Raw genomic sequence first — 26,404 nt, 5'->3', positions numbered from 1 at the left:
GTGTATTGTAATATAAAATAGTTGAACAGGAGTTTAATTTATTATGGAGGTGCTATGTCTAGTATGAATACGAACGAAAGAATTGTGCCCCTCCTACCATTAAGAGGCGTTCTCGTATATCCAACGATGGTTCTGCATCTTGATGTAGGACGTGATAAATCGATACAAGCACTAGAGCAGGCAGCAATGGATGAAAATATCATCTTTTTAGCAATGCAAAAAGAAATGAATATCGATGATCCAAAAGAAGATGACATATATAGTGTGGGTACAGTAGCGAAAGTGAAGCAGATGTTAAAACTGCCAAACGGTACGCTTCGTGTCCTTGTAGAAGGTTTACATAGAGCAGAAATTGTCGAATTTATTGAAGAAGAAAATGTAATACAAGTTTCTATTCAAACAGTAACAGAGGAAGAAGAAGGCGATTTAGAAGAAAAGGCTTTAATGCGCACGTTACTCGAACATTTCGAGCAATATATTAAAGTTTCGAAAAAGGTATCGAATGAAACATTTGCGACAGTAGTAGATGTTGAGGAACCCGGTCGCCTAGCTGATTTAATCTCTTCTCATTTACCAATTAAGACAAAACAAAAGCAAGAAATTTTGGAGATTAGATCAGCAAAAGAAAGATTACATACACTTATTTCCATTATTCAAGATGAGCAAGAACTACTTAGTTTAGAAAAGAAAATTGGACAACAAGTGAAGCGTTCGATGGAACGTACCCAAAAAGAGTATTTCTTACGTGAACAAATGAAGGCAATTCAAACAGAACTTGGTGATAAAGAAGGTAAAGGTGGCGAAGTGGAAGAGCTTCGCACGAAAATTGAAGAAGCCGGAATGCCGGAAGAAACGAAGAAGGCTGCCCTAAAAGAATTAGATCGTTATGAAAAGTTGCCGGTAAGTTCTGCGGAGAGCGGTGTGATTCGCAATTATCTTGATTGGTTATTAGCGATTCCATGGACAGAAGCAACAGAGGATATGATTGATCTTGCGCATTCTGAAACAATTTTAAATAAGGATCATTATGGCCTTGAGAAAGTGAAAGAGCGTGTACTAGAGTATTTAGCTGTTCAAAAGCTAACCAATTCTTTAAAGGGACCAATTCTTTGTTTAGTAGGACCCCCTGGAGTCGGAAAAACATCTTTAGCACGTTCTATTGCAACATCGTTAAATCGTAATTTTGTCCGTGTTTCCCTTGGTGGTGTTCGTGATGAATCTGAAATTCGTGGTCATCGTCGTACATATGTTGGAGCAATGCCAGGTCGTATTATTCAAGGAATGAAAAAGGCCGAGACAATCAATCCAGTCTTTTTATTAGATGAGATCGATAAGATGTCCAATGATTTCCGTGGTGATCCATCAGCGGCGTTACTTGAAGTATTAGACCCAGAGCAAAACCATAATTTTAGCGATCATTATATTGAAGAGCCTTATGACTTATCAAAGGTAATGTTTGTTGCAACTGCAAATACGCTGGCGAGCATTCCAGGTCCACTTCTTGATCGTATGGAAATTATTTCGATTGCTGGTTATACAGAGATTGAAAAGGTACATATTGCTCGTGAACATTTATTGCCGAAGCAATTAAAAGAACACGGCTTGCGAAAAGGGAATCTACAAATTCGTGATGAAGCGCTGCTTGAAATTATTCGCTACTATACGCGCGAGGCTGGTGTTCGTACGTTAGAGCGTCAAATTGCAAAGATTTGTCGTAAAGCAGCCAAAATCATCGTTACAGAAGAGCGTAAACGTATTATTGTAACGGAAAAAAATATTACAGACCTACTTGGTAAACATATATTCCGTTATGGGCAAGCTGAAACGAAAGACCAAGTTGGAATGGCCACTGGTTTAGCGTATACAGCTGCTGGCGGTGATACACTCGCAATTGAAGTATCTGTATCACCAGGAAAAGGAAAATTAATTTTAACAGGGAAACTTGGGGATGTTATGAAAGAATCTGCACAAGCTGCATTTAGTTATATTCGCTCTCGTGCAGAAGAACTTCATATTGATCCAGATTTCCATGAAAAGAATGACATCCATATTCATGTTCCAGAAGGAGCAGTTCCAAAGGATGGCCCATCAGCTGGTATTACGATGGCAACGGCGCTTATTTCCGCACTGACAGGTGTACCTGTAAGTAAAGAAGTAGGGATGACAGGTGAAATTACCTTGCGTGGTCGTGTATTACCAATCGGTGGTTTAAAAGAAAAAACATTAAGTGCTCACCGCGCAGGCTTAACAAAAATTATTTTGCCAGCCGAAAATGAAAAAGATTTAGATGATATTCCAGAAAGCGTAAAAGAAAACCTTACGTTTGTGCTTGTGTCTCATTTAGACGAAGTATTGGAGCACGCATTAGTAGGAGTGAAACAATGAAAGTAACAAAAGCAGATATTGTCATTAGTGCTGTTAGACCAGAACAATATCCAGATGGCGACTTACCAGAAATTGCATTAGCAGGTCGTTCTAATGTTGGAAAGTCTTCCTTTATTAATAAAATTTTAAATCGCAAAAAGTTAGTGCGTATTTCTTCTAAACCAGGAAAAACGCAAACGTTGAACTTTTTCTTAATTAATGAAATGATGCACTTTGTCGATGTTCCAGGTTATGGATATGCGAAAGTATCCAAATCAGAGCGGGCGGCATGGGGTAAAATGATTGAAACATACTTTACAACGCGTGAGCAATTAGATGCGGCTGTATTAGTAGTTGATTTACGTCATGCCCCAACAAACGATGATGTGATGATGTATGATTTCTTAAAGCATTATGAAATTCCAACCATTATCATTGCGACGAAAGCCGATAAAATTCCAAAAGGGAAATGGCAAAAGCATTTGAAGGTTGTGAAAGAAACGCTTGATATTGAACAAGGTGATGAAGTTGTTCTATTTTCTTCAGAAACAGGCCTTGGAAAAGAAGAGGCGTGGAAAGCCATTCATAAGTTTACAAAAACAAAAAACGCGTGACGATTCGTCGCGCGTTTTTTGTTTCTTACAGTATAAGTTCAAAAAGGAGGATAAAGAAATGTGACAGCTATCTTTACCGGATTTTTTGAACATCTTCCTACAGTACGTTTAATGTAACTTCAATATTTCCTCTAGTCGCTTTAGAATATGGACATACGCCATGTGCAGCTTCTACAAGCTCTTGTGCTTCAGCATGAGAAACGCCAACTACACGTATATCAAGTACAGCAGATAAACCAAAACCACCGTCAGTATCTTTCCCAATTGAAATATGAGCTGTCACTTCTGTACTTTCTACTTTTACTCGTTTCGTACGAATAACAAGTTGTAATGCACTATCAAAGCATGCTGCATAACCAGCTGCAAATAATTGTTCTGGATTCGTTGCTTCGCCACCCATACCACCTAATGCTTTTGGCATCTTCACATTAAGATTTAGAATGCCGTCTTCTGAAACAACTTTCCCGTTTCTTCCGCCTGTTGCAGTTACAGTTGCTGTGTATAATTTTTCCATTTTCATTCCCCTTTTCTATCATTAATTGTTTTCATGGTTTCAATTAATTTATTTAATTGAATTAATAATGATCGATATTCTTGTTCTGTAATTCCTAAATTGGTAGCTATGGTTTTTGGCAATGAACATGCTTTTTCTTTTAAAGCGTGTCCTTGTTCTGTTAGTTCAATGCACACTTTGCGTTCATCTTCCTTAGAACGAACACGTTTAACTAATCCTAATGTCTCCATACGTTTTAACATGGGTGTTAATGTACCAGAATCTAAAAATAGACGTTCGCCAATTTCTTTTACAGTTAATCCATCTTGCTCCCAAAGCACTAATAATGTAATGTACTGTGGATACGTAATACCCATTTCTTCTAAATAAGGTCGATAAAAGCGTGTTACTTCCCTAGAACAGGCATAAATAGAAAAGCAAAGTTGATTATCGAGATGTAAAGGATTCTCTTTCATGAGCATCCCTCCTTTTTAAATTGTGCACAATTTAATTTTATAAAATCAATATAACGAAAAAGAAATGAGATGTCAAATACATTGCAATGAAAAAAATTTGAGTAATGTGTCACATGAAAGAAGTTGTTACATTTTGGAACAATCATACATATTTTTCTGTATTATGAAAGAAGATAAAAAAAGATAGTTGCTCTATTCTTATGGAATAGTTTCCATCACTTGATTCTGACAGATTTTTTTGGTAACGTACAAATAGAGTTATTATTTTATAATGATTATAAAGTAAGACGTTTATTCTGGAAGATTTGCTTTGTCTCCTGCAAGTAGAAGACAAAACGAACAAAAAAAACCTGTTGTTCACACGATTGTCAGATTCATAACAGGAAAGTTGTATTATGATAGTAGATAAGGTGATAAAACGGGTGAAGGGGGACATGCTGCGTGCATATTCTTGTTGTTGGTGTAAATTATCGAACAGCCCCTGTAGAATTTCGTGAGAAACTCACATTTCAGGCAGCAGAGCTAGAGCAGGCAATGACAACGTTACAAAATCAGAAGAGCGTATTAGAAAATGTCATTGTATCAACGTGCAATCGTACTGAGATTTATGCTGTCGTCGATCAATTACACACGGGACGATATTATATTAAGAAATTTTTAGCTGATTGGTTTCAGCTTGAGATAGAAGAAGTGTCACCATACTTGTCTATTTTTGAACAAGATGGTGCGATTGAACATTTATTTCGTGTAACATGCGGATTAGATTCTATGGTAGTCGGTGAAACACAAATTTTAGGTCAAATTCGAAATAGCTTCTTAGAGGCGCAAGAAGTAAAAGCAACAGGAACAATTTTTAATGAATTGTTCAAACAAGTAATTACGTTAGCAAAGCGTGCTCATTCAGAAACAACAATTGGTGAGAGTGCAATGTCTGTTAGTTATGCAGCGGTTGAACTTGGAAAGAAAATTTTTGGTGATTTAACAGATTGTCATGTTTTAATTCTTGGTGCTGGAAAAATGGGAGAACTTGCACTGCAAAACTTATATGGAAGTGGCGCTCGCAAAGTGACGGTAATGAACCGTACATTTACGAAGGCGGAAACAATGGCCGAGAAATATATGGGGCATGCAAAACCGTTAAGTGAATTGCAGTGTGCGCTGTTAGAAGCGGATATTTTAATTAGTTCAACTGGTGCTTCAGATTATGTAATTACGAAAGAAATGATGACAAGAGTAGAACGGATGCGCTCAGGCCGTCCGCTATTTATGGTCGATATTGCAGTGCCGCGTGATATTGATCCAGCAATTGATGAGCTAGAAGGTTCTTTCTTGTACGATATTGATGATCTGCAAGGCGTAGTAGAAGCAAATCGTGCTGAGCGTTTAAAAGAGGCGGAAAAAATTCAGCTTATGATCGAAGAGGAAATCGTTATATTTAAAGCGTGGTTAAATACACTTGGCGTTGTTCCATTAATTTCAGCTCTTCGTGATAAAGCATTGGCAATTCAAAATGAAACGATGCAAAGTCTTGAACGAAAAATTCCAACGCTTAGTGATCGTGAGAGAAAAGTGATTAGTAAACATACGAAAAGTATTATTAACCAATTATTAAAAGATCCAATTTTAGTAGCAAAAGAGTTAGCGGCCGAAGAGGGAGCTACGGAAAAGCTCGCGTTATTCGCGAAAATTTTTGATTTAGAAGTGCAAGAAGAGGCCGTGGAACATACGGAAGAACCAGAGCATAAACGAGCGTGGACAGCATCCGTTCCATCTTTATAACCCGAAAGGATGATCGGATGGGCTTTTTAAATAATAGTATAATTTATCATATCGCAATTGTTTTATATGCTTGTAGCATTAGTTTATATTTTATAGATTATTTCCAAAGTAACCGAAAGGCGAATCGAATTGCTTTTTGGTTACTTGCGATTGTATGGGTATTACAGTCTGTTTTTATGTTACTTCGGGCCACGGAATCAGAGACGAATCCGATTTTAACATTATTATCAGGAATTTATTTTTATGTGTGGTTATTAATTACGATGTCACTCGTAATCAATCGATTTATGCGCATTGACTTTTTAGTCTTTTTTACAAATGTCATTGCTTTTGGCGTAAGCGCTTTTTCTATTTTCACTCCGCTCGGAAAAATGTCGCCGGTACTCGCGCAGCAATTAGTTTCAGAACTTGTATACGTGCATGTAGGAATGGCGATTATTTCCTATGCGGCGTTTACAGTATCGTTTATTTTTTCCATTATGTACTTGTTGCAATATCGATTATTAAAACAGAAAAAATGGAATGCGAGATTAAGACGGTTAGGAAACTTACCGAAGCTTGAGTCGATGTCATATGGATTAAATTTATTTTCTGTTCCGTTTTTCCTATTAGCTATTTTACTTGGATGTATATGGGGATATACAAAACTAGATAATTTCCATTGGTATGACACGAAAGTAATCGGGTCTTTTGTTGTTTTATTTGTCTATTGCATGGGTTTATATTTACGAGGATCAGATATATTGCAAGGTAAGAAGATTATAAATTGGAACATTGGAGCCTTTCTCGTTATGTTAATCAATATTTTTCTATTAAGCAGTTTATCCAATTTCCACTTTTGGTATTTATAATGAGGAGAGAAAATTATGCGCAAAATTATTGTAGGTTCAAGAAAGAGTAAGCTAGCATTAACGCAAACAAATTGGTTTATTGATCAATTAAAAGCGCTTGGTTTACCATATGAATTTGAAGTGAAAGAAATCGTTACAAAAGGTGATGTTATTTTAGATGTGACGCTTTCCAAAGTAGGCGGGAAAGGCTTGTTTGTAAAAGAAATTGAGCATGCGTTGCTTACGAAAGAAATCGATATGGCTGTACATAGTATGAAGGATATGCCAGCTGTACTTCCAGACGGATTAACAATTGGATGTATACCAAAGCGTGTCGATCCACGTGATGCGTTCATCTCAAAAAACGGGGAATCATTTAAGGACTTAGCAGAAGGATCGATTCTTGGTACAAGTAGTTTAAGACGTAGTGCACAGTTATTAGCTGCTAGACCAGATTTACAAGTGAAGTGGATTCGTGGAAATATTGATACGAGATTACGTAAATTAAAAGAAGAAGACTATGATGCAATCATTTTAGCAACAGCTGGATTACAGAGAATGGGCTGGGATGATGATGTAATTACAGAACACTTAGATGAAACATTATGTGTACCAGCTGTAGGACAAGGTGCCTTAGCGATTGAATGTCGTGAGGATGATAAAGATTTATTGCAATTATTATCACATATTAATGATGCTGTAACAGAACGAACAGTGGCAGCTGAACGAGTATTCCTTCATAAACTTGAAGGTGGATGCCAAGTTCCGATTGCTGGATATGCAATGCTTGGGAAGAATAATGAAATTGAATTAACAGCTCTTGTCGGTTCTATGGATGGTTCAGTCTTGTTAAAAGAAATAGTTGTTGGCGAAAATCCAGAACAAGTTGGCTTAGAAGCAGCGGATCGTTTAATTAAGCAAGGGGCAAAAGAGCTCATTCTCGCTGCAAATAAGGAGCAACAGTAATCATGGATGCTCTTGCTGGCAAAACAGTACTGATTACGCGTGCCCAGCATCAAGCAAAACAAATGAGTGCAGCGGTGAAAAAAGAGAGCGGAATTCCATTGGAAATTCCGCTTTTGCATATAGAAGGTGCATCTCAGAAAGAATTTCAAGGTGTATCGCAGCAGCTACACTTATATGATTGGGTTATTTTTACGAGTAAAAATGGGGTAAGCTTCTTTCTAGATGGCTTAGGTAAGAAAATCCCACCTACTGTTCGCATCGCTGTAGTAGGTAGGAAAACAGGGCAAGAATTAGAAAAGCGGGGTTATGAGGTTCAGTTTGTTCCAACGGCGTTTGTCGCTGAAACTTTTGCAGAAGAATTTGTAAGAGAATTGAATGGGACAGAGCGTATTTTATTTCCAAAAGGGAACTTAGCTAGAGATATTATTCCAAATAAACTTCGCGAGCTTGGTATATATTTAGAAGAGTTTGTTGTGTATGAAACGAAAACAAATCATGATAAGCAGCAAGATCTCATCGCAGCTCTAGAATCAGGTAAGGTAGATGTTGTTACATTTACGAGCCCTTCTACCGTTACAAGCTTTGTGAAATTACTTGAGGGCACAAACTGGAGAGAATGGATAAAAAAATGTACAATTGCTTGTATAGGACCGATAACAGAGCAAGAGGCAAGGCGTTATTTTGCCGATGTAATCGTTCCGAAAGAATATACGGTAGAAGCGTTAATACAATGCATTTCAAAATATAATCAAGATGCATAATCTAAATAAAAAAGAATGGGAGATAGAAATCTATGAATTCTTTACAATTTAATCGTCATCGTCGTTTAAGACAAAGCGGAAATATGCGTGCGCTTGTACGTGAAACATTTTTACATACAGAAGATTTTATTTATCCTATTTTTGTACTAGAAGGAGAGAATGTTCGTAACGAAGTTCCTTCTATGCCAGATGTATATCAAATTTCTTTAGATCTTCTGCAAGCTGAAATGCAAGAAGTTGTAGATTTAGGTATTCGTTCTGTTATCGTATTTGGCTTGCCTGCTGAAAAAGATGAAGTTGGATCTTCTGCATTTTGTGAGCACGGCATTGTACAACGTGCAATCAAACAAATTAAAGAGCAGTTTCCAGAGTTAGTAGTAGTTGCGGATACATGTTTATGTCAATATACAAGCCATGGGCATTGCGGCGTTATTGAAAATGGAATCATTTTAAATGATGAATCGTTAGAAGTTCTTGCAAAAACAGCAGTGAGCCAAGCGAAAGCAGGAGCAGATATTATCGCACCATCTAACATGATGGACGGATTTGTAACTGCAATTCGCCATGCTTTAGATGAAAATGGTTTTGCACACGTGCCAGTTATGTCATATGCGGTGAAATACTCATCTGCATTTTACGGTCCATTCCGCGATGCAGCGCACGGTGCACCGCAATTTGGTGATCGTAAGACATATCAAATGGATCCAGCAAACCGCATGGAAGCATTCCGTGAAGCTAAATCAGATGTAATGGAAGGAGCAGATTTCTTAATTGTAAAACCAGCTCTTTCTTACTTAGATATTATTCGTGATGTGAAAAATAATTTCAATTTACCGATTGTTGCTTATAACGTGAGCGGAGAATATTCGATGATTAAAGCAGCAGCGCAAAATGGTTGGATTAATGAAAAAGAGATTGTACTTGAGAAATTATTAAGCATGAAACGTGCGGGAGCAGATTTAATCATTACGTATCATGCGAAAGACGCAGCACGATGGTTACAAGAAGGAGGCGCACAATAATGAAAAAGTTTGATAAATCGATTGAAGCATTTACGGAGGCGCAAGATTTAATGCCTGGCGGCGTAAATAGTCCAGTTCGTGCATTTAAATCAGTTGGTATGAATCCACTCTTTATGGAGCGCGGGAAAGGTTCTAAAGTGTACGATATTGATGGGAATGAATACATCGATTACGTATTATCATGGGGACCGCTTATTCACGGACATGCGAATGAACGTGTTGTCGAATCATTAAAAGCTGTTGCGGAAAAAGGAACAAGCTTTGGTGCGCCAACAGAAATTGAAAATAAATTAGCGCAGCTTGTAATCGAGCGTGTGCCATCGATTGAGATTGTACGTATGGTAAACTCAGGAACGGAAGCAACAATGAGTGCACTTCGTTTAGCTCGTGGGTATACAGGTCGTAATAAAATTTTGAAATTCATCGGTTGTTACCACGGGCATGGTGACTCATTATTAATTAAAGCTGGTTCTGGTGTTGCAACGCTTGGTTTACCAGATAGCCCTGGTGTACCAGAAGGTGTAGCGAAAAACACAATTACAGTAGCGTATAACGATTTAGAGAGTGTAAAATATGCGTTCGAACAATTCGGTGATGATATCGCTTGTGTTATCGTAGAACCAGTAGCAGGAAATATGGGAGTAGTACCGCCGCAGCCAGGATTTTTAGAAGGTCTTCGTGAAGTGACAGAGCAAAATGGTGCACTGCTTATTTTTGATGAAGTAATGACAGGATTCCGCGTTGCTTACAATTGTGGACAAGGTTATTACGGTGTAACGCCTGACTTAACTTGTTTAGGAAAAGTAATCGGTGGTGGTTTACCAGTAGGAGCATATGGCGGTAAAGCAGAAATTATGCGCCAAGTTGCACCGAGCGGACCAATTTATCAAGCGGGTACATTATCTGGTAACCCTCTAGCAATGACTGCAGGTTATGAAACATTAGTACAATTAACACCAGAATGTTATGAAGAGTTTGAGCGTAAAGCCGAAATGTTAGAAAACGGCCTACGTAAAGCAGCTGAAAAACACGGTATTCCGCATCATATAAACCGCGCAGGTTCAATGATTGGTATATTCTTCACGAATGAACTGGTTATTAACTATGATGCAGCAAAAACTTCAAACTTAGAATTCTTTGCAGCTTACTATCGTGAAATGGTAGAACAAGGTGTATTCTTACCACCTTCTCAATTTGAAGGATTATTCTTATCAACAGCACATAGTGATGCAGATATTGAAGCAACGATTGCAGCGGCAGAAATTGCGATGTCGAAATTAAAAGCGTAAAGTAAAAAAGGTTGTCAGGGAGAGTCCTGGTAACCTTTTTTATTTATCTCTGAAAATCATGTTGTATATTGTCGGAGCGCCGATATATGAAAAATCAATAGGAAGCCCACATGTGCAGTTCGATTTTTTACTCATAAAATGACTCCCGTGCACATAAATCTGTAATGACATACAGTTTGGGAGGGGGAAAAGAAGTGGCAACAGATCATTCATTACGATTTTCATTAAAAGAATCGGTTTGGTTCCAAAAAGGACAGGAAGTCGAAGAACTTTTGTCAATTTCGTTAGATCCAGACGTTGAGATAGAAGAGCTTGAATACGAGGTAATTGTGAGAGGGCAATTGGATTTAACGGGGGAATATATTGCAAGACAAGATGATTCTGCGTTTTCATTACGAGATTTATCCCCTGCGAAATCCATTGATTATGTAGAAACGCGAGAAGATGGTGTAAACGAACTTGTACACTCTTTTCCGTTAGAAATCTCGATTCCGCGAAACCGAGTGAAACAAGTTGAAGAATTGTATGTTTCCATTGAGGAATTTGATTATGAATTAAAGGAAAACGGTTGTTTACAACTATTAGCGGATGTATCGATATCTGGATTATGTGAGGGTGAGAGAATACACAATGAAGTGCAAGAGGAAGAAGTTGAAAGAGAGCCGGAAATCACGGTAATGAATGAGGAAGAAGTTGAGCGAGCGCCGGAAATCGCGGTAGTGAATGAGGAAGAAGTTGAAAGAGAGCCAGAGATCACGGTAGTAAATGAGGATAAAACACAAGTAGAAGTGGAAGAAGTAACAGTTCATACAGAATCAGATGGATGGGAGGATTATGCATTTGAGCCCTTCCAATTAGAGGCACGTAAAGAACAAGAGTTAGAAGAAGAGGTAGAGGATTTAAAAGAACATGAAGAGGAAGAACGAGAAGAAGCGAAAGAAACTACACCACAGTTTGAATTGTTTGGCCGGAAGAACTTTAAGAAAGAGAAGGAAAAGGAATTACAGGAAGAAGTAGAAGCTGCATACTCACAACGGGATGAAAATGCATTATACTTAACAAAATTGTTTACGAAAGAGCCGGAAGAAGAGTTTACGAAATTACGTATGTATTTTGTGCAAGAAGGAGATACAATTGAATCGGTTGCGGAGCGATATGAAACATCTGTCCAGCATCTACACCGCTTGAATCAAACAGATGAAGTATATTTAACTGCAGGGCAAATTATATATATACCTGTGCCAAGAGTGAAGACAAAGTGAGTGAAGAAGCTTCTCTTCACCTCTCTTCTTTTTATCCCGCTATTAGCGGCCAGTAATCCCACAACCTCAAGATTCAGAGAGGGACGAGGAAGTTAGGTGTGAGGATAGACTGCTGTAAAAGCCCGATTGGTGAGGGCTCATAATCAGTGGGGATGGAGAAAACCCCCACTGATTAAAGTTTCACTTTATCTTACGTTTTTGAATGAGAAAGGATCATTCGTATGGATATAGAATTGCGAGATCGTTATGCCCCGATAGTACAGCGATATCAATTGGATGCCCATCATATGGAAGAGCACGGAAGTGTCATAAAAATTTATACGAATCAAGGTCCATATGCATTGAAAAAATTACCATCTCATAGATTGAAACGCAATAATTTAATGTATCATGTTCAATTTTTACGTGAAAAAGGATTTACACATTATGCCCCCATTTACCATGCGAAAGATGGAAATCATATTTTGAGCGATGGAACATATAATTATTATTTAATGCCTTGGCTGGAGCGAGCAGAAGGGAACGGAGAGGACAATGATCAATATCATAAAATGTTTCAGACGCTAGCACTGCTTCATCAAAGGACGGTAAAGGAAGAAACATATACTGAAGAAGCGTTAGAGGAGCATTATACAAATGTCTCTGATCGTTGGGAGAAAGATGGGGAGCTCTTAGAGGAATTCCTTGTAGAGTCTGAGGCAAAATGGTATATGTCTCCGTTTGAACTACAGTATTGTACGTATTTTCATCATGTGATGAGGGCGCGTGAATTTGCAACGAAACAGCTTTCGGAGTGGCATGAAGCGATGAAAGAGAAAGAAAAAACACGCGTTTCTTTTATTCATGGCAATGTATCGATGAATCATTTTTTATTTGATTATGAACGAAACGGTTATTTTATTAGTTTAGAGAGGTCTCAAATTGCAACACCAGTTCAAGATGTTGTTCGCTTTTATTCCCGCTCATTGAACACATATCCAATTGCGAGAAGTGATCGCTTTGAATGGTATCAGGTGTATCAAAAGAATTTTCCGTTTACGAAAGAAGAACAACTCCTTATGTTTGCTTATCTAACATATCCATCCCCATTTATTCGGCAAATCCAATCTTATACAAGCAAGCAGCAGAGCCGTGGTGAAAAGAAAGAACTTCAAGGTGTGAAAATGTTACAGCAAGCGCATTGGCTTGTAAGTAATATAGAATATTTCATTTCACAATTACAAGCTGCGCAGCAAGGAAATGAATAATAGCCGTAGTCTCAAGGAGCTGTGAGGCTACGGCTGAAAATGTAAGCGGATTGTGGCTACAACAAAGATGATAAGGATGATGAAATCTAAGAAGGTTGGAAGCAGTAATGTTCGAATTCCTTGGAAAATAGTAAGTGGAATAGCAAAATCAGAAAAAATCGTTTGTAAATTCCTAACCCATGAAGGGGCTGAAAAATTGTAGGTGCGTCGGTATCGTCGCATAATCAATCATTCCTCCGTACAGAAAGCATTTACTACACATTGAGCTTGAAAGGTGAAGGTGCAATATTACAGTATGCAGGGTAAGTACCTAAGGTGCTTGTGCTGCTATTTTTCATTTTTCGTACATAGGTTGCAAAAAAGTGCTTACGCTAATTGACGATTGTACACTGTTTTTTAATAATTAGGAAAGAATGGAGTCTATCAACTGTAGAAATTTGATGAAATATATTTTTATCTTGACGAATATGGTTTCGTTTTTTACACTATTGTATATAATAAATAACAATTATATAAATACGTTGAAGGGGAAGAGTATAACATTAAACGTCTGCAGAGAGGAGAATTATTAGCTGTGAGATTCTCTAGATAGTCATGTTAGAAGGTAGCCCTGGAGTATCTTTTCTGAACGGAGTCATTCTCATTAGGAAAAGACGGATCTGTCCGTTATCCAATTAAGAGTATAAGCAAATTTTGAATTTGTTTGTAAATAAAGGTGGTACCACGATGTCCCTCGTCCTTTTTGGATGAGGGGCATTTTTTATTTTAAGGAGGGAAAATAATGTCAAACACGGAAAAGAATTTACCGACTAAATATGATCATATGTCCGTTGAAGAAGGCCGTTATAAATGGTGGCTTGATGGCAAATATTTCGAAGCAAAAGGAGATGCAGAAAAACAGCCATATACAATTGTAATTCCACCTCCAAACGTAACAGGTAAATTGCATTTAGGGCACGCTTGGGATACGACACTTCAAGATATTTTAACGCGTACAAAGCGCATGCAAGGATACGATGTATTATGGCTTCCAGGAATGGACCATGCAGGTATCGCAACACAGGCAAAAGTAGAAGGAAAACTTCGTGAAGAAGGTATTTCACGTTACGATCTTGGCCGCGAGAAATTCCTTGAAAAAGCATGGGAATGGAAAGAAGAATATGCTTCTCACATTCGTCAGCAATGGGGGAAAGTTGGTTTAGGATTAGATTATTCTCGTGAGCGCTTTACATTAGACGAAGGTTTATCTGATGCAGTTAATAAAGTATTCGTTCAATTATACGAAAAAGGCTTAATTTACCGCGGAGAATATATTATTAACTGGGACCCAGCAACACGTACGGCCCTTTCTGATATTGAAGTAATTCATAAAGACGTTCAAGGTGCATTCTACCATATGAACTACCCATTAACAGACGGTTCTGGTCACATTCGCCTTGCGACAACTCGTCCAGAAACAATGCTTGGTGATACAGCAGTAGCGGTTCATCCAGAAGACGATCGCTACAAACATTTAATCGGAAAAACAGTTACACTTCCAATCGTAGATCGTGAAATTCCGATTATTGCTGATGAGTATGTAGAAAAAGATTTTGGAACAGGTGTTGTGAAAATTACACCAGCTCATGATCCGAATGACTTTGAAGTAGGTAACCGCCATGACTTACCACGCATTCTTGTAATGAACGAAGATGGCACAATGAATGAAAAAGCGGGTAAATATAACGGCATGGATCGTTTCGAATGCCGTAAGCAATTAGTAAAAGACTTGCAAGAAGCAGGCGTATTAGTAGAAATTGAGCCTCATATGCATGCGGTTGGTCATAGTGAGCGTAGCGGAGCGGTTGTTGAGCCTTACTTATCAACACAATGGTTCGTAAAAATGGCACCACTTGCAGAAAAGGCAGTTGCATTACAACAAAAAGAAGAAGAGAAAGTAACGTTCGTACCAGATCGTTTCGAGAACACATACTTACGCTGGATGGAAAACATTCACGACTGGTGTATTTCTCGTCAATTATGGTGGGGACATCGCATTCCAGCTTGGTATCATAAAGAAACTGGTGAAGTATACGTAGGTACAGAAGCACCAGCAGATATTGAAAACTGGAATCAAGATAATGATGTACTTGATACATGGTTTAGCTCAGCATTATGGCCATTCTCAACACTTGGTTGGCCAAATGAAGATGCAGCAGACTTCAAACGTTACTATTCAACAGATGCGCTTGTAACTGGTTATGACATCATCTTCTTCTGGGTATCTCGTATGATTTTCCAAGGTTTAGAGTTTACAGGAGAGCGTCCATTTAAAGACGTATTAATTCATGGTCTTGTTCGCGATGAGCAAGGACGTAAAATGAGTAAATCTCTTGGTAACGGTATTGATCCAATGGAAGTTATCGAGAAGTACGGTGCAGATGCGATGCGCTTCTTCTTATCAACAGGAAGTGCGCCAGGTCAAGATTTACGCTTCAGCATGGAGAAAGTAGAATCTACTTGGAACTTCATCAATAAAATTTGGAACGCGTCTCGTTTCGTATTAATGAACATGGATGATATGAAATATGAAGATATCGATTTAACTGGTGAAAAATCAGTTGCAGATAAGTGGATTTTAACTCGCTTAAATGAAACAATTGAAAGTGTAACACGTAACATGGATAAGTATGAATTTGGTGAAGCTGGCCGTGCGTTATACAACTTCATTTGGGACGATTTCTGTGACTGGTACATTGAAATGGCGAAACTTCCGTTATATGGCGAAGATGAAGCGGCGAAGAAAACAACTCGTTCTGTTTTAGCATATGTATTAGATCAAACGATGCGTTTATTACACCCATTCATGCCATTCGTAACAGAGAAAATTTGGCAGCACTTACCTCATGAAGGTGAATCTATTACAGTAGCAGCGTGGCCAACAGTTCGCGAAGATTTACAAGACAAAGAAGCAGCGGCAGAAATGCACCTTCTTGTTGATATCATTCGCTCTGTTCGTAACATTCGTGCTGAAGTAAATACGCCAATGAGCAAAAAAGTTCAATTGCAAATTAAAGCAAAAGACGAAGCAGTATTAGCACAGCTTACGAAAAACAGCTCTTACATCGAGCGTTTCTGTAATCCAAGCGAATTAACAATTAAGACGGATTTACAAGCGCCAGAAAAAGCGATGACGGCAATCGTATCAGGTGCAGAGTTATTCTTACCGTTAGCTGATCTTATCAATCTTGATGAAGAGAAAGCACGCCTTGAAAAAGAACTTGAGAAGTTTGATAAAGAGGTAGAACGCGTACAGAAGAAACTTGCAAACCAAGGTTTCGTAGCAAAAGCTCCAGCAGCAGTTATTGAAGGAGAGCGTGCGAAAGAACAAGATTACTTAGAAAAACGCGAAGCAGTTCGTCAACGTCTAGCTGATCTTCAAAAATAAAAATCGTTTTAAAGAGATTCACCATATTGGTGAGTCTCTTTTATTTGCGTATAATAGGATTAAGAAGGTTGTTTTTTGAAAGGGGAAAGGCAAGCGTGGTACATACATACGAAGAAGCAATAAGCTGGATTCATAGCCGACTAAAGTTTGGCATTAAGCCAGGATTAGAAAGAATGCAGTGGATGCTAGAGGAACTTGGAAATCCTGAGCGTCATATAAAATGTGTTCATCTTGCAGGAACAAATGGCAAAGGTTCAACTTTAACATATATGCGTTATATGTTAGAGGCGGGAAAATATAAGGTTGGGACATTTACGTCTCCATATATTGAAACATTTAATGAACGAATTGGTGTGAATGGAAAACCAATTGCAGATACAGAGATTATTGAACTTATAAATATGGTCAAACCAGTTGTAGAAAAACTAGATGAAACAAATTTAGGAGAAGCAACGGAGTTTGAAATTATTACAGTAATGGCAATCTGCTATTTCGGTAAAATGAATTTCTGTGACATCGTCTTGTTTGAAACAGGGCTTGGTGGTCGTTTTGATTCTACAAATGTGGTTTATCCAGTTCTGACGATTATTACAAATATCGGCCATGATCATATGCATATTTTAGGGAATACGTTAGCGGAAATTGCGTATGAAAAGGCGGGAATTATTAAATCGGGTGTTCCTGTTATTACAGGCGTGCAGGATGAAGAAGCACTTGAGGTTATTCAAAAGGTTGCCAAAGGAAAAAATGCAAACCTTTATGAACTTGGAAAGCAATTTATAGCTGTTCATCAGCGTTCAGATGAAGATGGAGAGCATTTTGATTTTTCTTGTCCGTTTGCTTCATTTGAGGAAGTTCAGATTTCGATGAAAGGAAGCCATCAAGTCGGAAATGCAGCATTAGCACTGATGGGGGTTATGTATCTTAAAACATACCTATCATTCTTAATGGAGGAAGAGCATATTTGCACAGGATTAAGTGAAGCATATTGGATTGGCCGATTTGAACGGTTACAAAGTAATCCTGACGTCATTATAGATGGTGCCCATAACCCTGAAGGAATTGCAAGCCTTGTGAAAACAGTAGAAGCTCATTATAACGATAAAAACGTCATTGTTTTATTTACTGCCCTTGGTGATAAACAGCTAGATAATATGGTAGGACAATTAGAAACAATTGCAGATGAAATGATTTTTACAACATTCACATTTGATCGTGCGATTTCTGCTGAGGAGCTTGCAGCCTACTCGCATAAGGAAACAAAACAAGTTTTTGAGAATTGGAAAGAAGCTGTTGATGCAAAGATAAATGATCTTCAAGAAAATGACGTTTTTATCATAACGGGATCACTTTACTTTATTTCAGAAGTTCGAAAATACATTCGTGAAAGAAACTAGGACAGCAACTGCTGTCCTAGTTTTTTGTTCTACAAATGAAGTCAAATGCATACATATAATATAACTATATAGGGCAATTTGACGAATCCCTCTGACAAATATCTCGTTTTTTTGTGAAATGAATATGATATGATGCGGACAATGATAAGAGGTGAGGTGTGAGGGTATGGACAAGCAATCACGAACAATCTCGGTTAAGGTAAATGGAACGGAAGCAAAGTATGAAGAAAAGAAGAAAGAAAAAGAAGAATTTGATTGGATGGTAGTTGATAGTGAAACGTCACAAAATGTAGTGCCATTTCAAAAAAACAAGTTACCATCTATCCGGCAGCATCGAAAGAAATGGAGTAATATACTTATTTTTACAGTTACTACTGCGATTATCATTGGCACGATGTTAGGGATGGGAATGCTCCACTTGTTAACGGGACAAGGTACAGCTCGGGAAGCTACAGTAACAAGTGGAGAAAAGAATAATGAAGCAGAGCAAAAAGAAGTAACGGCTGAAGAGCAAAAAGAAGAAAAACCAAAGGTGGGGAGTGCATCTGCTTTAGAACCAATCACTTTATATTTCGTGCAAGGAGGTCTCTATTCTTCGGAAGAAAAGGGACAGGCAGCTACTCAGGAGTGGAAAGATAATGGGGGCGTAGCAGCTATTAAACAAAATGATGACAAGTATTCACTTGTAGTTGGAATTTCTAGTGACGAGCAATCCGTAGATAAATTAATTGGACAATATAAGAAAGATGGCGTATCAGTTTTGAAAAAGAAATGGGAAATTACAGATCGGGCATTGCTGAAAAGTGACAAAGAATCTGGTCCATTGTTAAGTAAGTTGCAGCCATTATACATTCATTTTGTAAAATACTCGACTAGTATACAACCTGGAAGTAAAAGTAATCCAACAGAAATAGCAGCGATTGAAAAGGAATGGAAGGCAATTGAAAAAGAGGGGAAATCAATTAAGCGTGAGGATGTAAAAAAAATATATACGTATGCATCAGTAGCTGTACAAACAATAAAAGAAGGAAAGACTGATAAAGAAGCAGTAGCTAAATTGAATCAAGTTATTATTGATGGTTTGCTTTCTTATGAAAAAGTGGTTTCGCAAAAAGCAAAAGAGTAGGATAATGGAGTAAGGAGGAAGAAGTGTGTATACTTCTTTCTCTTCTTTTGGATTATATATCTATAGAAATGTTTTCTCTCTATAGCAGATATAACTGTATAGTAAGAAAATATCATTTCCTAAAAAGAAAATGATATTTTTACAATTTGTCGGAAAGGTACTTGTTTGATACGATCAAGCTATATTTTTCTGCTTTATGTAAGAAAGGAGAACACATGAAAAAACTTATTTTAGCATCTGGCTCACCACGCCGAAAGGAATTACTTGAACTAGCAGATGTACCATTTGAAATTGTTGTAAGTGAAATAGAAGAAACCATCGGTGCGTATTCATCACCTGCTGATATTGTGATGTCACTTGCTTTGCAAAAAGCATCTGCTGTAGCCGAAAATCATGGTGATTGTGTGGTATTAGGTGCAGATACAATTGTTACATATGAATCACGTATTCTTGGTAAGCCTTCTGATGAAGCGGAGGCAAAAGAAATGCTGCAACTATTATCAGGAAAAACACATGAAGTATATACAGGTGTTGCGCTTATTGCAAAAGAAAAAACAGTAACTTTTTATGAGCGTACAGAAGTTACATTTTGGGAGTTAACAGAAGAAGAAATTGATGCGTATATTGCATCGAAAGAACCGCTGGACAAGGCTGGAAGTTACGGTATTCAAGGAAAAGGTTCCATCTTTGTTCAACATATTCAAGGAGATTACTACAGTGTAGTCGGATTACCAATTGCACGTCTTGTTCGTGAATTAAAACAGTTCGATAGTGATGCATCCCATGCGTAAAATTGCATGGGGTTTTATTTGCGAAAGATTGAAAAAGGAGTGAAAATATGAACGGTATTCGTGATGTTTTGAAAGAAGAACAACCACGGGAGCGTTTATTAGTAGAAGGGGCAAGCAATTTATCGAATCGTGAACTTCTTGCAGTGTTACTTAGAACGGGTTCTAAAGAAGAGTCTGTTCTAACATTAGCGGATCAAATTTTATATCATTTTGACGGATTACGAATGTTGAAAGATGCTACAATAGAAGAGATGACAAGCATTCATGGTGTAGGAGTAGCAAAGGCCTCCCAGTTAATCGCTGCTTTTGAACTAGGAAGAAGAATGGTGCGTTTAGAGTACCAAAATCGATATAGTATTCGGAGTCCAGAAGATTGCGCTAGTTATATGATGGAAGAGATGCGTTTTTTACAACAAGAGCACTTTGTTTGTTTATACTTAAATACGAAAAATCAAGTTATGCATCGGCAGACTGTGTTTATTGGGAGTCTAAATGCCTCAATTGTGCATCCTCGCGAGGTTGTGCGCCCATAAGGGTATGTAGGAAATCTGCTTTCGCAAAGCAGTGGAGTAATATCACAAAGCAATACTCTATCATCAGCCAACTTATCTGAAAGGGAAACCGGACAGGGAGTGTAGCATGTTGGCAAAACCGTAAGTTGGTTAGTTACCGAACCACAACTGAACGGCAAGATGAAACATTACGGACAAGGATGAAGGCTAAACTGCTTGAATGATAGCTCAAGGGGGACGACGGGGACCCTCAGCGGGAGGTAACGATAAACGCTGTGTGAAATGTGCATGTTTTTTAAAAACTTCAAGAAACATGATGTGATACCATTTCAACCAAATTCTATATGGAATGTAACGAGCGAAAGTCACATCCGCTACCGTAATAAGCGATGTTCCTATGTATCTAAATGGGGATTGCCTAAGTTGGAACGCCTACAGATGGCTATAGCAAATGCGCTTGAATATCTAATATGGCAACGGAGCTCTCGTAGTAGTCCGAGATGGGGAAAGCCCATTACATGGCGAAGGGGAGCAGTTTATCAGCATTTAATACAAAATTGGGAAGGAGCGCGAGGCTCTATGAGAAGTCCAAAAGTAGTATTAAATAATCTAGCTTCTAAAGCAAGTGATGTAAATTATAAATTTGAGCGATTATATCGGAATCTGTATAATATTGAATTTTTCCTAGAAGCATACGGAAAAATTTATAAAAACAAAGGCAGTAATACGAAAGGCTCAACAGAAGAAACCATTGATGGAATGAGTATAAATCGTATAAACCGTTTAATCTCGAAAATAAAGGATTGTAGTTATCAACCGAACCCAGTAAGGCGAGTATACATTCCAAAGAGTAACGGGAAATTACGTCCGCTTGGGATACCGTCTTTTGAAGATAAACTAGTTCAAGAAGTAGTGAGACGTTTACTTGAAAGCATCTATGAAGAAAGTTTTTCACCCCACTCACATGCATTTCGACCGAATCTAAGTTGTCATACAGCTCTCAAAGAAATCAAAAATACATTCACTGGCTGTCGTTGGTTTATAGAAGGCGATATAAAAGGCTTTTTTGATCATATCAATCACCATACTTTGATTCATATTTTGCAGAAAAGAATAGATGATGAGAAATTTCTTGATTTGATTTGGAAGTTTCTTCGGGCTGGTTATATAGAAGATTGGACTTTTCATAAAACGTATAGTGGGACACCACAGGGCGGTATTATTAGTCCAATATTATCAAATACCTACCTAAACGAATTAGACAAGTATATGGAAGAATATATGAACTTGTTTAATAAAGGAGATAAACGAACACATAACCTGACCTATCATAATATTGCAAGTGAAATTGCGTATAGAAAAGCAAAGAATCGAAAGGAATGGGACTCTTTAGACAAAGAAACTCGTTTACAAAGAGCCAGCGAAATGAAGCAATTGTATAAAGAGCTTATTAAACATGATAGCAAGGATCTGTTTGATCCACACTATCGTCGAATGAAATATGTGAGATATGCAGATGATTTCTTAATAGGTGTGATAGCGAGTAAGGAAGAAGCCCAGCAAATAAAGCGAGATATTGCTTTGTTTCTAGCAGAAAAACTACAATTAGAACTCAGTGAAGAAAAAACGTTGATAACACATACAACGAAGAAGGCTAGGTTTCTCGGATACGACATAAAAGTCGCTCGTGATTGGCAAACGATGAAAATGCCAAATGGTACAAAAAAACGGAAATTCAATTTTCAAGTAAGGCTATATGTACCGCACGAGAAGTACATCAATAAGCTCATTCAACTAGGAGCTATTACACTTGGAAGGAACAATCAGTGGAAAGTATTACACCGGCCTTATTTGTTATCGAACGATGATGTAGAAATTATGCTTACATACAATGCAGAAATACGTGGGTTATACAACTATTACCGTTTAGCAACGAATGTCCATGTCTTACAATCATTCCGTCAAAATATGAAATATAGCATGATGAAAACATATGCTAACAAGTATAAGACGACAATGGGTAAGATGATTGATAAAATGTCAATTAACGGTAAGATAGGCATTCGCTATAGTACCTCTAGTGGCTCACGAATCTTATATTTCATTGACCAACGCATGGAAAAAATATGAACATCGATAACAAAGAAATAGATAACGAACCAATAACGCTCAAATATAGTGGCAGAACAAGTCTCATCGATAGGCTTTTAGCAAATATATGTGAATGGTGCGGAGCAACAGGAATACCACTTGAAATCCATCATGTTCAGAAGCTAAAAGATTTAAAAGGTAAGAAGCGATGGGAACAAAAGATGATTGCAAGGAAACGAAAGACTCTTGCGATGTGTGTAAAATGCCACCATGATTTACACAATGGTAAGCTAGATTGATAAATGGAGAGCCGTATACTCGGAGACGAGTACGTACGGTTCGGAGGGGAGTTCTTGGAAATCTACCTTAGAAATAAGGAAAGGCGCTGGGTTCTTACCCTACTTTAAAGAAGCTTTTCGCCGCGCAGCAGCCTCTATTATATGTCTGCATAACCACCCCTCAGGTGACCCTACGCCGAGTCGTGAAGACATTGAAGTGACAAAACGATTGGTAGAGTGCGGGAGGATTATTGGAATTGAAGTCCTTGATCACATTATTATAGGTGACCATAAATTCGTGAGTTTAAAAGAAAAAGGTCATATTTAAGACTATTCTTTTTACTTATTTTGTTTTATAATGTGATTTATGAGTTTTTTGTAGGCATTCGCTTACAATAAAGGATAGAAAATATAAAAACGTACTGTTTTATTATAAATATAAAGTAAGAAAATGAGTCCGTGAAAATGAGAAAGGAAGATAGATGACATGTTTGGATTTGGTGGTTTTACTCGTGATCTTGGAATTGATTTAGGAACAGCGAATACGCTTGTATATGTGAAGGGAAAAGGTGTAGTTTTACGTGAACCTTCAGTTGTAGCTTTGCAAACAGATTCAAAACAAATCGTTGCAGTTGGTAGCGATGCGAAACAAATGATTGGTCGTACACCAGGAAACGTAGTGGCTCTTCGCCCTATGAAAGATGGTGTAATCGCTGACTACGAAACAACAGCGACAATGATGAAATACTATATTCAACAAGCGCAAAAATCAAATGGATTTTTCTCTCGTAAGCCTTATGTAATGGTATGTGTACCATCTGGTATTACTGCTGTAGAAAGACGTGCAGTAATCGATGCAACTCGTCAAGCAGGCGCGCGCGATGCATATCCAATTGAAGAGCCATTTGCAGCAGCAATCGGCGCAAATTTACCTGTTTGGGAACCAACTGGTAGTATGGTTGTTGATATCGGTGGCGGTACTACAGAAGTTGCAATTATTTCTTTAGGTGGGATTGTAACAAGTCAATCTGTTCGTGTTGCTGGTGATGACATGGATGATTCTATCATTCAATACATTAAGAAGAGCTACAACTTAATGATTGGGGAAAGAACAGCAGAGGCATTAAAAATGGAAATCGGGTCTGCTGGCGAGCCAGAAGGTGTTGAGCCAATGGAAATCCGTGGTCGTGATTTAGTAAGTGGTTTACCAAAAACAGTATTAATTAAACCTGAAGAGATTGCTGATGCATTAAAAGACACAGTAGAGGCAATCGTTGAATCAGTGAAAAATACATTAGAAAAAACACCACCTGAATTAGCGGCGGATATTATGGACCGTGGAATTGTGTTAACAGGCGGTGGTGCATTACTTCGTAACTTGGATAAAGTAATTAGTGAAGAAACGAAAATGCCAGTTCTTGTTGCAGAAAATCCGCTTGACTGTGTAGCGATTGGAACAGGTAAAGCTTTAGATAATATCGATCTTTTTAAAACTGCTCGATAATATTCCAAAATAAAAATCAATGAAATTAAGAGGGTGTGAACGTGCCACAGTTTTTCTTAAACAAAAGATTAATTGTTTTGCTAGTTAGTATTATTCTTCTCGTGGCATTGATTGGAATCTCATTGAAAGAACGAAAAAGTCTAACATGGCCAGAGCAGTTTGTAAAAGATACTGTCGGTGTTGTAGAACGTGTATTCCAAAAGCCAGCGAATTATGTTGCCGGGTTCTTTGAGAACGTAGAAGATGTAAAGCGCACGTATGAAGAAAATAAAACATTAAAAGAAAAATTAGATAAGTATGCTAAGTTATCCGTTGAAGTAAAAGATTTAAAAAAAGATAATGAAAAGTTACGTGAGGTAATTGACAAAAAAGATTCACTTAGAGATTACAAACCGATTCAATCTACTGTTATTCAGCGTAATCCGGATAAATGGTATGACTTGATTGCAATTGATAAAGGAGCACAGCAAGGTATCCAAAAAGATATGGCAGTTATGACTGCGAAAGGTTTAGTTGGGCGTGTGAAAAGCGTGTCTCAATTTACGTCAACAGTAGAATTGCTGAGCTCACTGAATCGAACAAATCGTATTTCTGCTGTAGTAGAAGGACAAGAGCGTATTTTTGGATTGATTGAAGGATATGACAAAGAAAAACAAACTCTTGTTTTCACAAAGATTCCATCTGATGTAAAAGTAGAAAAAGATCAAACGGTTGTAACATCAGGATTAAGTGATATCTTCCCGAAAGGATTAGTAATTGGGAAAATTGTAGATGTTGCACCAGATGAATATGGATTAACACAAACAGCTTACGTAAAACCTGCTGCGGATTTAAATGATGTAGACCATGTTATGGTTACAAAAAGAGTTATGCCCTCAGCAGCGTTAGAACAGTAAGGGGGAGAAGATATGGCTATTTTAAAAAGAGCAATTCTTCCTCTGCTGCTTCTTTTTGTGTTTTTATTCGAAAATATGTTTTCTACCGTAGTTCCAACGGAATTATTTTGGAAAGACAGTATTGCAGCTCCGCATTTCTTTATGATTGTACTATGTTTTATTACTGTTTATTTTAGTCCTTTACAAGGTATTTACTATGGGCTATTATTTGGATTTTTATTTGATACTGTATATACAGAACTTGTTGGTGTATATATATTTGCTTATCCAATTTTAGCGTATCTTGTGTATAGTACGATGAGAGTATTGCAATTGAATTTATTCATTCTTTCTTTCATTATATTAACGGGTATTGTGGCATTAGAATATTATGTATATGGATTTTTAACGTTGCTAGGTCGCATTCACGTACCAGCGCATATCTTTTTCTCAGATCGTCTCCTTTCTACTTTATTGTTAAATGGCATTTTCTTATTGCTAGTTTGTTTCCCACTGAGACGATATCTTGTGCGTCTTTCAAAAGCGATGGAAGAAAAAGAAAAAAGGATTTTCTGATTTTATGTCGAATTGAATCGTTGGGGTGAACTTTAGTGGAAGAAAAAAAGCAACAAAATGTAACAATAAAAGGGACAAAAGATGGACTGACATTACATTTAGATGATTGCTGTTCATTTTCTGAATTACTGCAAGAACTGGACGAAAAACTTTCCACTCACTATTACGATGGTGATGGACGTTCATTAATCGAAGTACATGTTAAAGTTGGCAATCGCTATTTGACAGATGTGCAGCAAGAAGAAATTCGCACTTTGATTCGGAATAAAAAAAATCTTGTTGTGGATTCAATTGAGAGCGATGTTATCACGAAAGCTGAAGCAATAGCGTGGAAAGAAGAAACAGAAATTGTCCCTGTTTCCAAAATTGTTCGCTCAGGTCAAGTATTGCATGTAAAAGGAAATTTATTATTAATTGGAGATGTTAATCCAGGCGGAACGGTTATCGCTGGGGGAAATATTTTTGTCATTGGATCATTACGAGGTATTGCACATGCAGGATATTATGGGGATACAGATGCTGTAATTGCGGCATCTGTTATGAATCCGATGCAACTTCGAATTAGTGATGTGACAATGCGGGCTCCGGAAGAGAAAGAAGACGGAGCAGAGACGGCAGAATGTGCGTATATTAATGAGAACAATCACATTGTTGTCGATCGCCTGCAACTTCTCACTCATCTTAGACCTAATTTAACAAAGTTAGAAAGGGGAATTGTATAGCT

At 37.7% G+C, this 26,404-nt stretch carries 21 protein-coding genes, 3 pseudogenes and 1 other annotated feature; of the genes and pseudogenes, 21 read left to right on the top strand and 3 right to left on the bottom strand.

Annotation, left to right across the window (positions count from 1 at the left end; translation table 11 throughout):
• The first annotated feature begins 54 nt into the window (after positions 1 to 54).
• Positions 55 to 2,385 (top strand): endopeptidase La, encoded by a 2,331-nt coding sequence (gene lon / locus J4P91_RS06670; RefSeq protein WP_207993324.1) that lies wholly within the window; start codon positions 55 to 57, stop codon positions 2,383 to 2,385.
• Positions 2,382 to 2,978 carry a ribosome biogenesis GTP-binding protein YsxC gene (gene ysxC, locus J4P91_RS06665; protein ID WP_017150624.1) on the top strand — a complete coding sequence of 199 codons (597 nt, stop codon included), beginning with the start codon at positions 2,382 to 2,384 and terminating at the stop codon, positions 2,976 to 2,978. Before lon ends, ysxC begins: the two co-directional genes overlap by 4 nt.
• A gap of 97 nt (positions 2,979 to 3,075) precedes the next feature.
• On the opposite strand, the gene J4P91_RS06660 is transcribed toward ysxC, so the two are convergent.
• Positions 3,076 to 3,492, bottom strand: coding sequence for an organic hydroperoxide resistance protein (locus tag J4P91_RS06660; RefSeq protein WP_207993323.1), 417 nt, complete (start codon positions 3,490 to 3,492; stop codon positions 3,076 to 3,078).
• Positions 3,493 to 3,494: 2 nt separating this feature from the next.
• On the bottom strand, positions 3,495 to 3,947 hold the full coding sequence (locus tag J4P91_RS06655) for a MarR family winged helix-turn-helix transcriptional regulator (RefSeq protein WP_017150626.1): 453 nt from the start codon (positions 3,945 to 3,947) through the stop codon (positions 3,495 to 3,497).
• A 441-nt stretch (positions 3,948 to 4,388) separates the two neighbouring features.
• Here J4P91_RS06655 and hemA point away from each other — a divergent pair, with 441 nt between their 5' ends.
• From hemA to ysxE, 8 genes are all read left to right on the top strand, one after another.
• Positions 4,389 to 5,726: a glutamyl-tRNA reductase gene (hemA, locus tag J4P91_RS06650; RefSeq protein WP_207993322.1), complete on the top strand. Its 1,338-nt coding sequence runs from the start codon at positions 4,389 to 4,391 to the stop codon at positions 5,724 to 5,726.
• A 17-nt stretch (positions 5,727 to 5,743) separates the two neighbouring features.
• Positions 5,744 to 6,577: a cytochrome c biogenesis protein gene (locus tag J4P91_RS06645; protein WP_017150628.1), complete on the top strand. Its 834-nt coding sequence runs from the start codon at positions 5,744 to 5,746 to the stop codon at positions 6,575 to 6,577.
• A 15-nt stretch (positions 6,578 to 6,592) separates the two neighbouring features.
• Positions 6,593 to 7,522 (top strand): hydroxymethylbilane synthase, encoded by a 930-nt coding sequence (gene hemC / locus J4P91_RS06640; RefSeq protein WP_207993321.1) that lies wholly within the window; start codon positions 6,593 to 6,595, stop codon positions 7,520 to 7,522.
• Between the two features lie 2 nt (positions 7,523 to 7,524).
• Complete coding sequence (hemD, locus tag J4P91_RS06635) at positions 7,525 to 8,283, top strand: uroporphyrinogen-III synthase (protein ID WP_207993320.1); 759 nt, start codon at positions 7,525 to 7,527, stop codon at positions 8,281 to 8,283.
• Between the two features lie 32 nt (positions 8,284 to 8,315).
• Positions 8,316 to 9,305 carry a porphobilinogen synthase gene (hemB, locus tag J4P91_RS06630; RefSeq protein ID WP_207993319.1) on the top strand — a complete coding sequence of 330 codons (990 nt, stop codon included), beginning with the start codon at positions 8,316 to 8,318 and terminating at the stop codon, positions 9,303 to 9,305.
• Positions 9,305 to 10,594 (top strand): glutamate-1-semialdehyde 2,1-aminomutase, encoded by a 1,290-nt coding sequence (hemL, locus tag J4P91_RS06625; protein WP_207993318.1) that lies wholly within the window; start codon positions 9,305 to 9,307, stop codon positions 10,592 to 10,594. Before hemB ends, hemL begins: the two co-directional genes overlap by 1 nt.
• 164 nt (positions 10,595 to 10,758) lie before the next feature.
• The gene (gene spoVID, locus J4P91_RS06620) at positions 10,759 to 11,856 is read left to right on the top strand and encodes a stage VI sporulation protein D (protein WP_207993317.1); all 1,098 of its coding nucleotides are present in this window, start codon (positions 10,759 to 10,761) and stop codon (positions 11,854 to 11,856) included.
• Between the two features lie 221 nt (positions 11,857 to 12,077).
• On the top strand, positions 12,078 to 13,103 hold the full coding sequence (gene ysxE, locus J4P91_RS06615) for a spore coat protein YsxE (RefSeq protein ID WP_207993316.1): 1,026 nt from the start codon (positions 12,078 to 12,080) through the stop codon (positions 13,101 to 13,103).
• 27 nt (positions 13,104 to 13,130) lie between these two features.
• Here the strand turns inward: ysxE and J4P91_RS06610 are convergent, their stop codons facing one another.
• Positions 13,131 to 13,325 (bottom strand): hypothetical protein, encoded by a 195-nt coding sequence (locus J4P91_RS06610; RefSeq protein ID WP_079999563.1) that lies wholly within the window; start codon positions 13,323 to 13,325, stop codon positions 13,131 to 13,133.
• Positions 13,326 to 13,615: 290 nt separating this feature from the next.
• Positions 13,616 to 13,847: a binding site (T-box leader), on the top strand.
• Between the two features lie 37 nt (positions 13,848 to 13,884).
• Here J4P91_RS06610 and J4P91_RS06605 point away from each other — a divergent pair.
• From J4P91_RS06605 to minC, 11 genes and pseudogenes are all read left to right on the top strand, one after another.
• Complete coding sequence (locus J4P91_RS06605) at positions 13,885 to 16,530, top strand: valine--tRNA ligase (protein WP_207993315.1); 2,646 nt, start codon at positions 13,885 to 13,887, stop codon at positions 16,528 to 16,530.
• A 95-nt stretch (positions 16,531 to 16,625) separates the two neighbouring features.
• Positions 16,626 to 17,927 (top strand): bifunctional folylpolyglutamate synthase/dihydrofolate synthase, encoded by a 1,302-nt coding sequence (locus J4P91_RS06600; RefSeq protein ID WP_207993314.1) that lies wholly within the window; start codon positions 16,626 to 16,628, stop codon positions 17,925 to 17,927.
• A gap of 166 nt (positions 17,928 to 18,093) precedes the next feature.
• Positions 18,094 to 19,053, top strand: a complete 960-nt coding sequence (locus J4P91_RS06595; RefSeq protein ID WP_207993313.1) for a stage II sporulation protein B — start codon at positions 18,094 to 18,096, stop codon at positions 19,051 to 19,053.
• A 215-nt stretch (positions 19,054 to 19,268) separates the two neighbouring features.
• Complete coding sequence (locus J4P91_RS06590) at positions 19,269 to 19,844, top strand: Maf family protein (RefSeq protein WP_017150639.1); 576 nt, start codon at positions 19,269 to 19,271, stop codon at positions 19,842 to 19,844.
• 47 nt (positions 19,845 to 19,891) lie between these two features.
• Positions 19,892 to 20,371: pseudogene (gene radC, locus J4P91_RS06585) on the top strand (RadC family protein); the annotation flags it as partial.
• Positions 20,372 to 20,935: 564 nt separating this feature from the next.
• Positions 20,936 to 22,746, top strand: a pseudogene (locus J4P91_RS06580) (reverse transcriptase/maturase family protein).
• A gap of 103 nt (positions 22,747 to 22,849) precedes the next feature.
• Positions 22,850 to 23,053: pseudogene (gene radC, locus J4P91_RS06575) on the top strand (DNA repair protein RadC); the annotation flags it as partial.
• Between the two features lie 159 nt (positions 23,054 to 23,212).
• Positions 23,213 to 24,229 (top strand): cell shape-determining protein MreB, encoded by a 1,017-nt coding sequence (gene mreB / locus J4P91_RS06570; protein WP_017150641.1) that lies wholly within the window; start codon positions 23,213 to 23,215, stop codon positions 24,227 to 24,229.
• 41 nt (positions 24,230 to 24,270) lie between these two features.
• The gene (mreC, locus tag J4P91_RS06565; protein WP_017150642.1) at positions 24,271 to 25,125 is read left to right on the top strand and encodes a rod shape-determining protein MreC; all 855 of its coding nucleotides are present in this window, start codon (positions 24,271 to 24,273) and stop codon (positions 25,123 to 25,125) included.
• 12 nt (positions 25,126 to 25,137) lie between these two features.
• Positions 25,138 to 25,680, top strand: a complete 543-nt coding sequence (gene mreD / locus J4P91_RS06560; protein ID WP_017150643.1) for a rod shape-determining protein MreD — start codon at positions 25,138 to 25,140, stop codon at positions 25,678 to 25,680.
• Between the two features lie 35 nt (positions 25,681 to 25,715).
• Positions 25,716 to 26,402, top strand: coding sequence for a septum site-determining protein MinC (minC, locus tag J4P91_RS06555; protein WP_017150644.1), 687 nt, complete (start codon positions 25,716 to 25,718; stop codon positions 26,400 to 26,402).
• The last annotated feature ends 2 nt before the right edge of the window (positions 26,403 to 26,404 follow it).

It is taken from the genome of Bacillus sp. XF8, assembly GCF_017498755.1.
Lineage (GTDB): Bacteria > Bacillota > Bacilli > Bacillales > Bacillaceae_G > Bacillus_A > Bacillus_A bingmayongensis.
The sequence above is the reverse complement of the archived record's forward strand: the minus strand, read 5'-3'. Positions and strand labels throughout refer to the sequence as shown.

Bases quoted from the DNA above. Each gene is read 5' to 3' on its own strand.
- hemC (WP_207993321.1), top strand. From the start codon at position 6,593: ATGCGCAAAATTATTGTAGGTTCAAGAAAGAGTAAGCTAGCATTAACG.
- spoVID (WP_207993317.1), top strand. From the start codon at position 10,759: ATGACATACAGTTTGGGAGGGGGAAAAGAAGTGGCAACAGATCATTCA.
- J4P91_RS06660 (WP_207993323.1), bottom strand. From the start codon at position 3,492: ATGGAAAAATTATACACAGCAACTGTAACTGCAACAGGCGGAAGAAAC.
- hemB (WP_207993319.1), top strand. From the start codon at position 8,316: ATGAATTCTTTACAATTTAATCGTCATCGTCGTTTAAGACAAAGCGGA.
- J4P91_RS06645 (WP_017150628.1), top strand. From the start codon at position 5,744: ATGGGCTTTTTAAATAATAGTATAATTTATCATATCGCAATTGTTTTA.
- hemD (WP_207993320.1), top strand. From the start codon at position 7,525: ATGGATGCTCTTGCTGGCAAAACAGTACTGATTACGCGTGCCCAGCAT.
- J4P91_RS06610 (WP_079999563.1), bottom strand. From the start codon at position 13,325: ATGCGACGATACCGACGCACCTACAATTTTTCAGCCCCTTCATGGGTT.
- hemL (WP_207993318.1), top strand. From the start codon at position 9,305: ATGAAAAAGTTTGATAAATCGATTGAAGCATTTACGGAGGCGCAAGAT.
- ysxC (WP_017150624.1), top strand. From the start codon at position 2,382: ATGAAAGTAACAAAAGCAGATATTGTCATTAGTGCTGTTAGACCAGAA.
- J4P91_RS06590 (WP_017150639.1), top strand. From the start codon at position 19,269: ATGAAAAAACTTATTTTAGCATCTGGCTCACCACGCCGAAAGGAATTA.
- mreB (WP_017150641.1), top strand. From the start codon at position 23,213: ATGTTTGGATTTGGTGGTTTTACTCGTGATCTTGGAATTGATTTAGGA.
- J4P91_RS06605 (WP_207993315.1), top strand. From the start codon at position 13,885: ATGTCAAACACGGAAAAGAATTTACCGACTAAATATGATCATATGTCC.
- mreD (WP_017150643.1), top strand. From the start codon at position 25,138: ATGGCTATTTTAAAAAGAGCAATTCTTCCTCTGCTGCTTCTTTTTGTG.
- J4P91_RS06655 (WP_017150626.1), bottom strand. From the start codon at position 3,947: ATGAAAGAGAATCCTTTACATCTCGATAATCAACTTTGCTTTTCTATT.
- lon (WP_207993324.1), top strand. From the start codon at position 55: ATGTCTAGTATGAATACGAACGAAAGAATTGTGCCCCTCCTACCATTA.
- ysxE (WP_207993316.1), top strand. From the start codon at position 12,078: ATGGATATAGAATTGCGAGATCGTTATGCCCCGATAGTACAGCGATAT.
- J4P91_RS06595 (WP_207993313.1), top strand. From the start codon at position 18,094: ATGGACAAGCAATCACGAACAATCTCGGTTAAGGTAAATGGAACGGAA.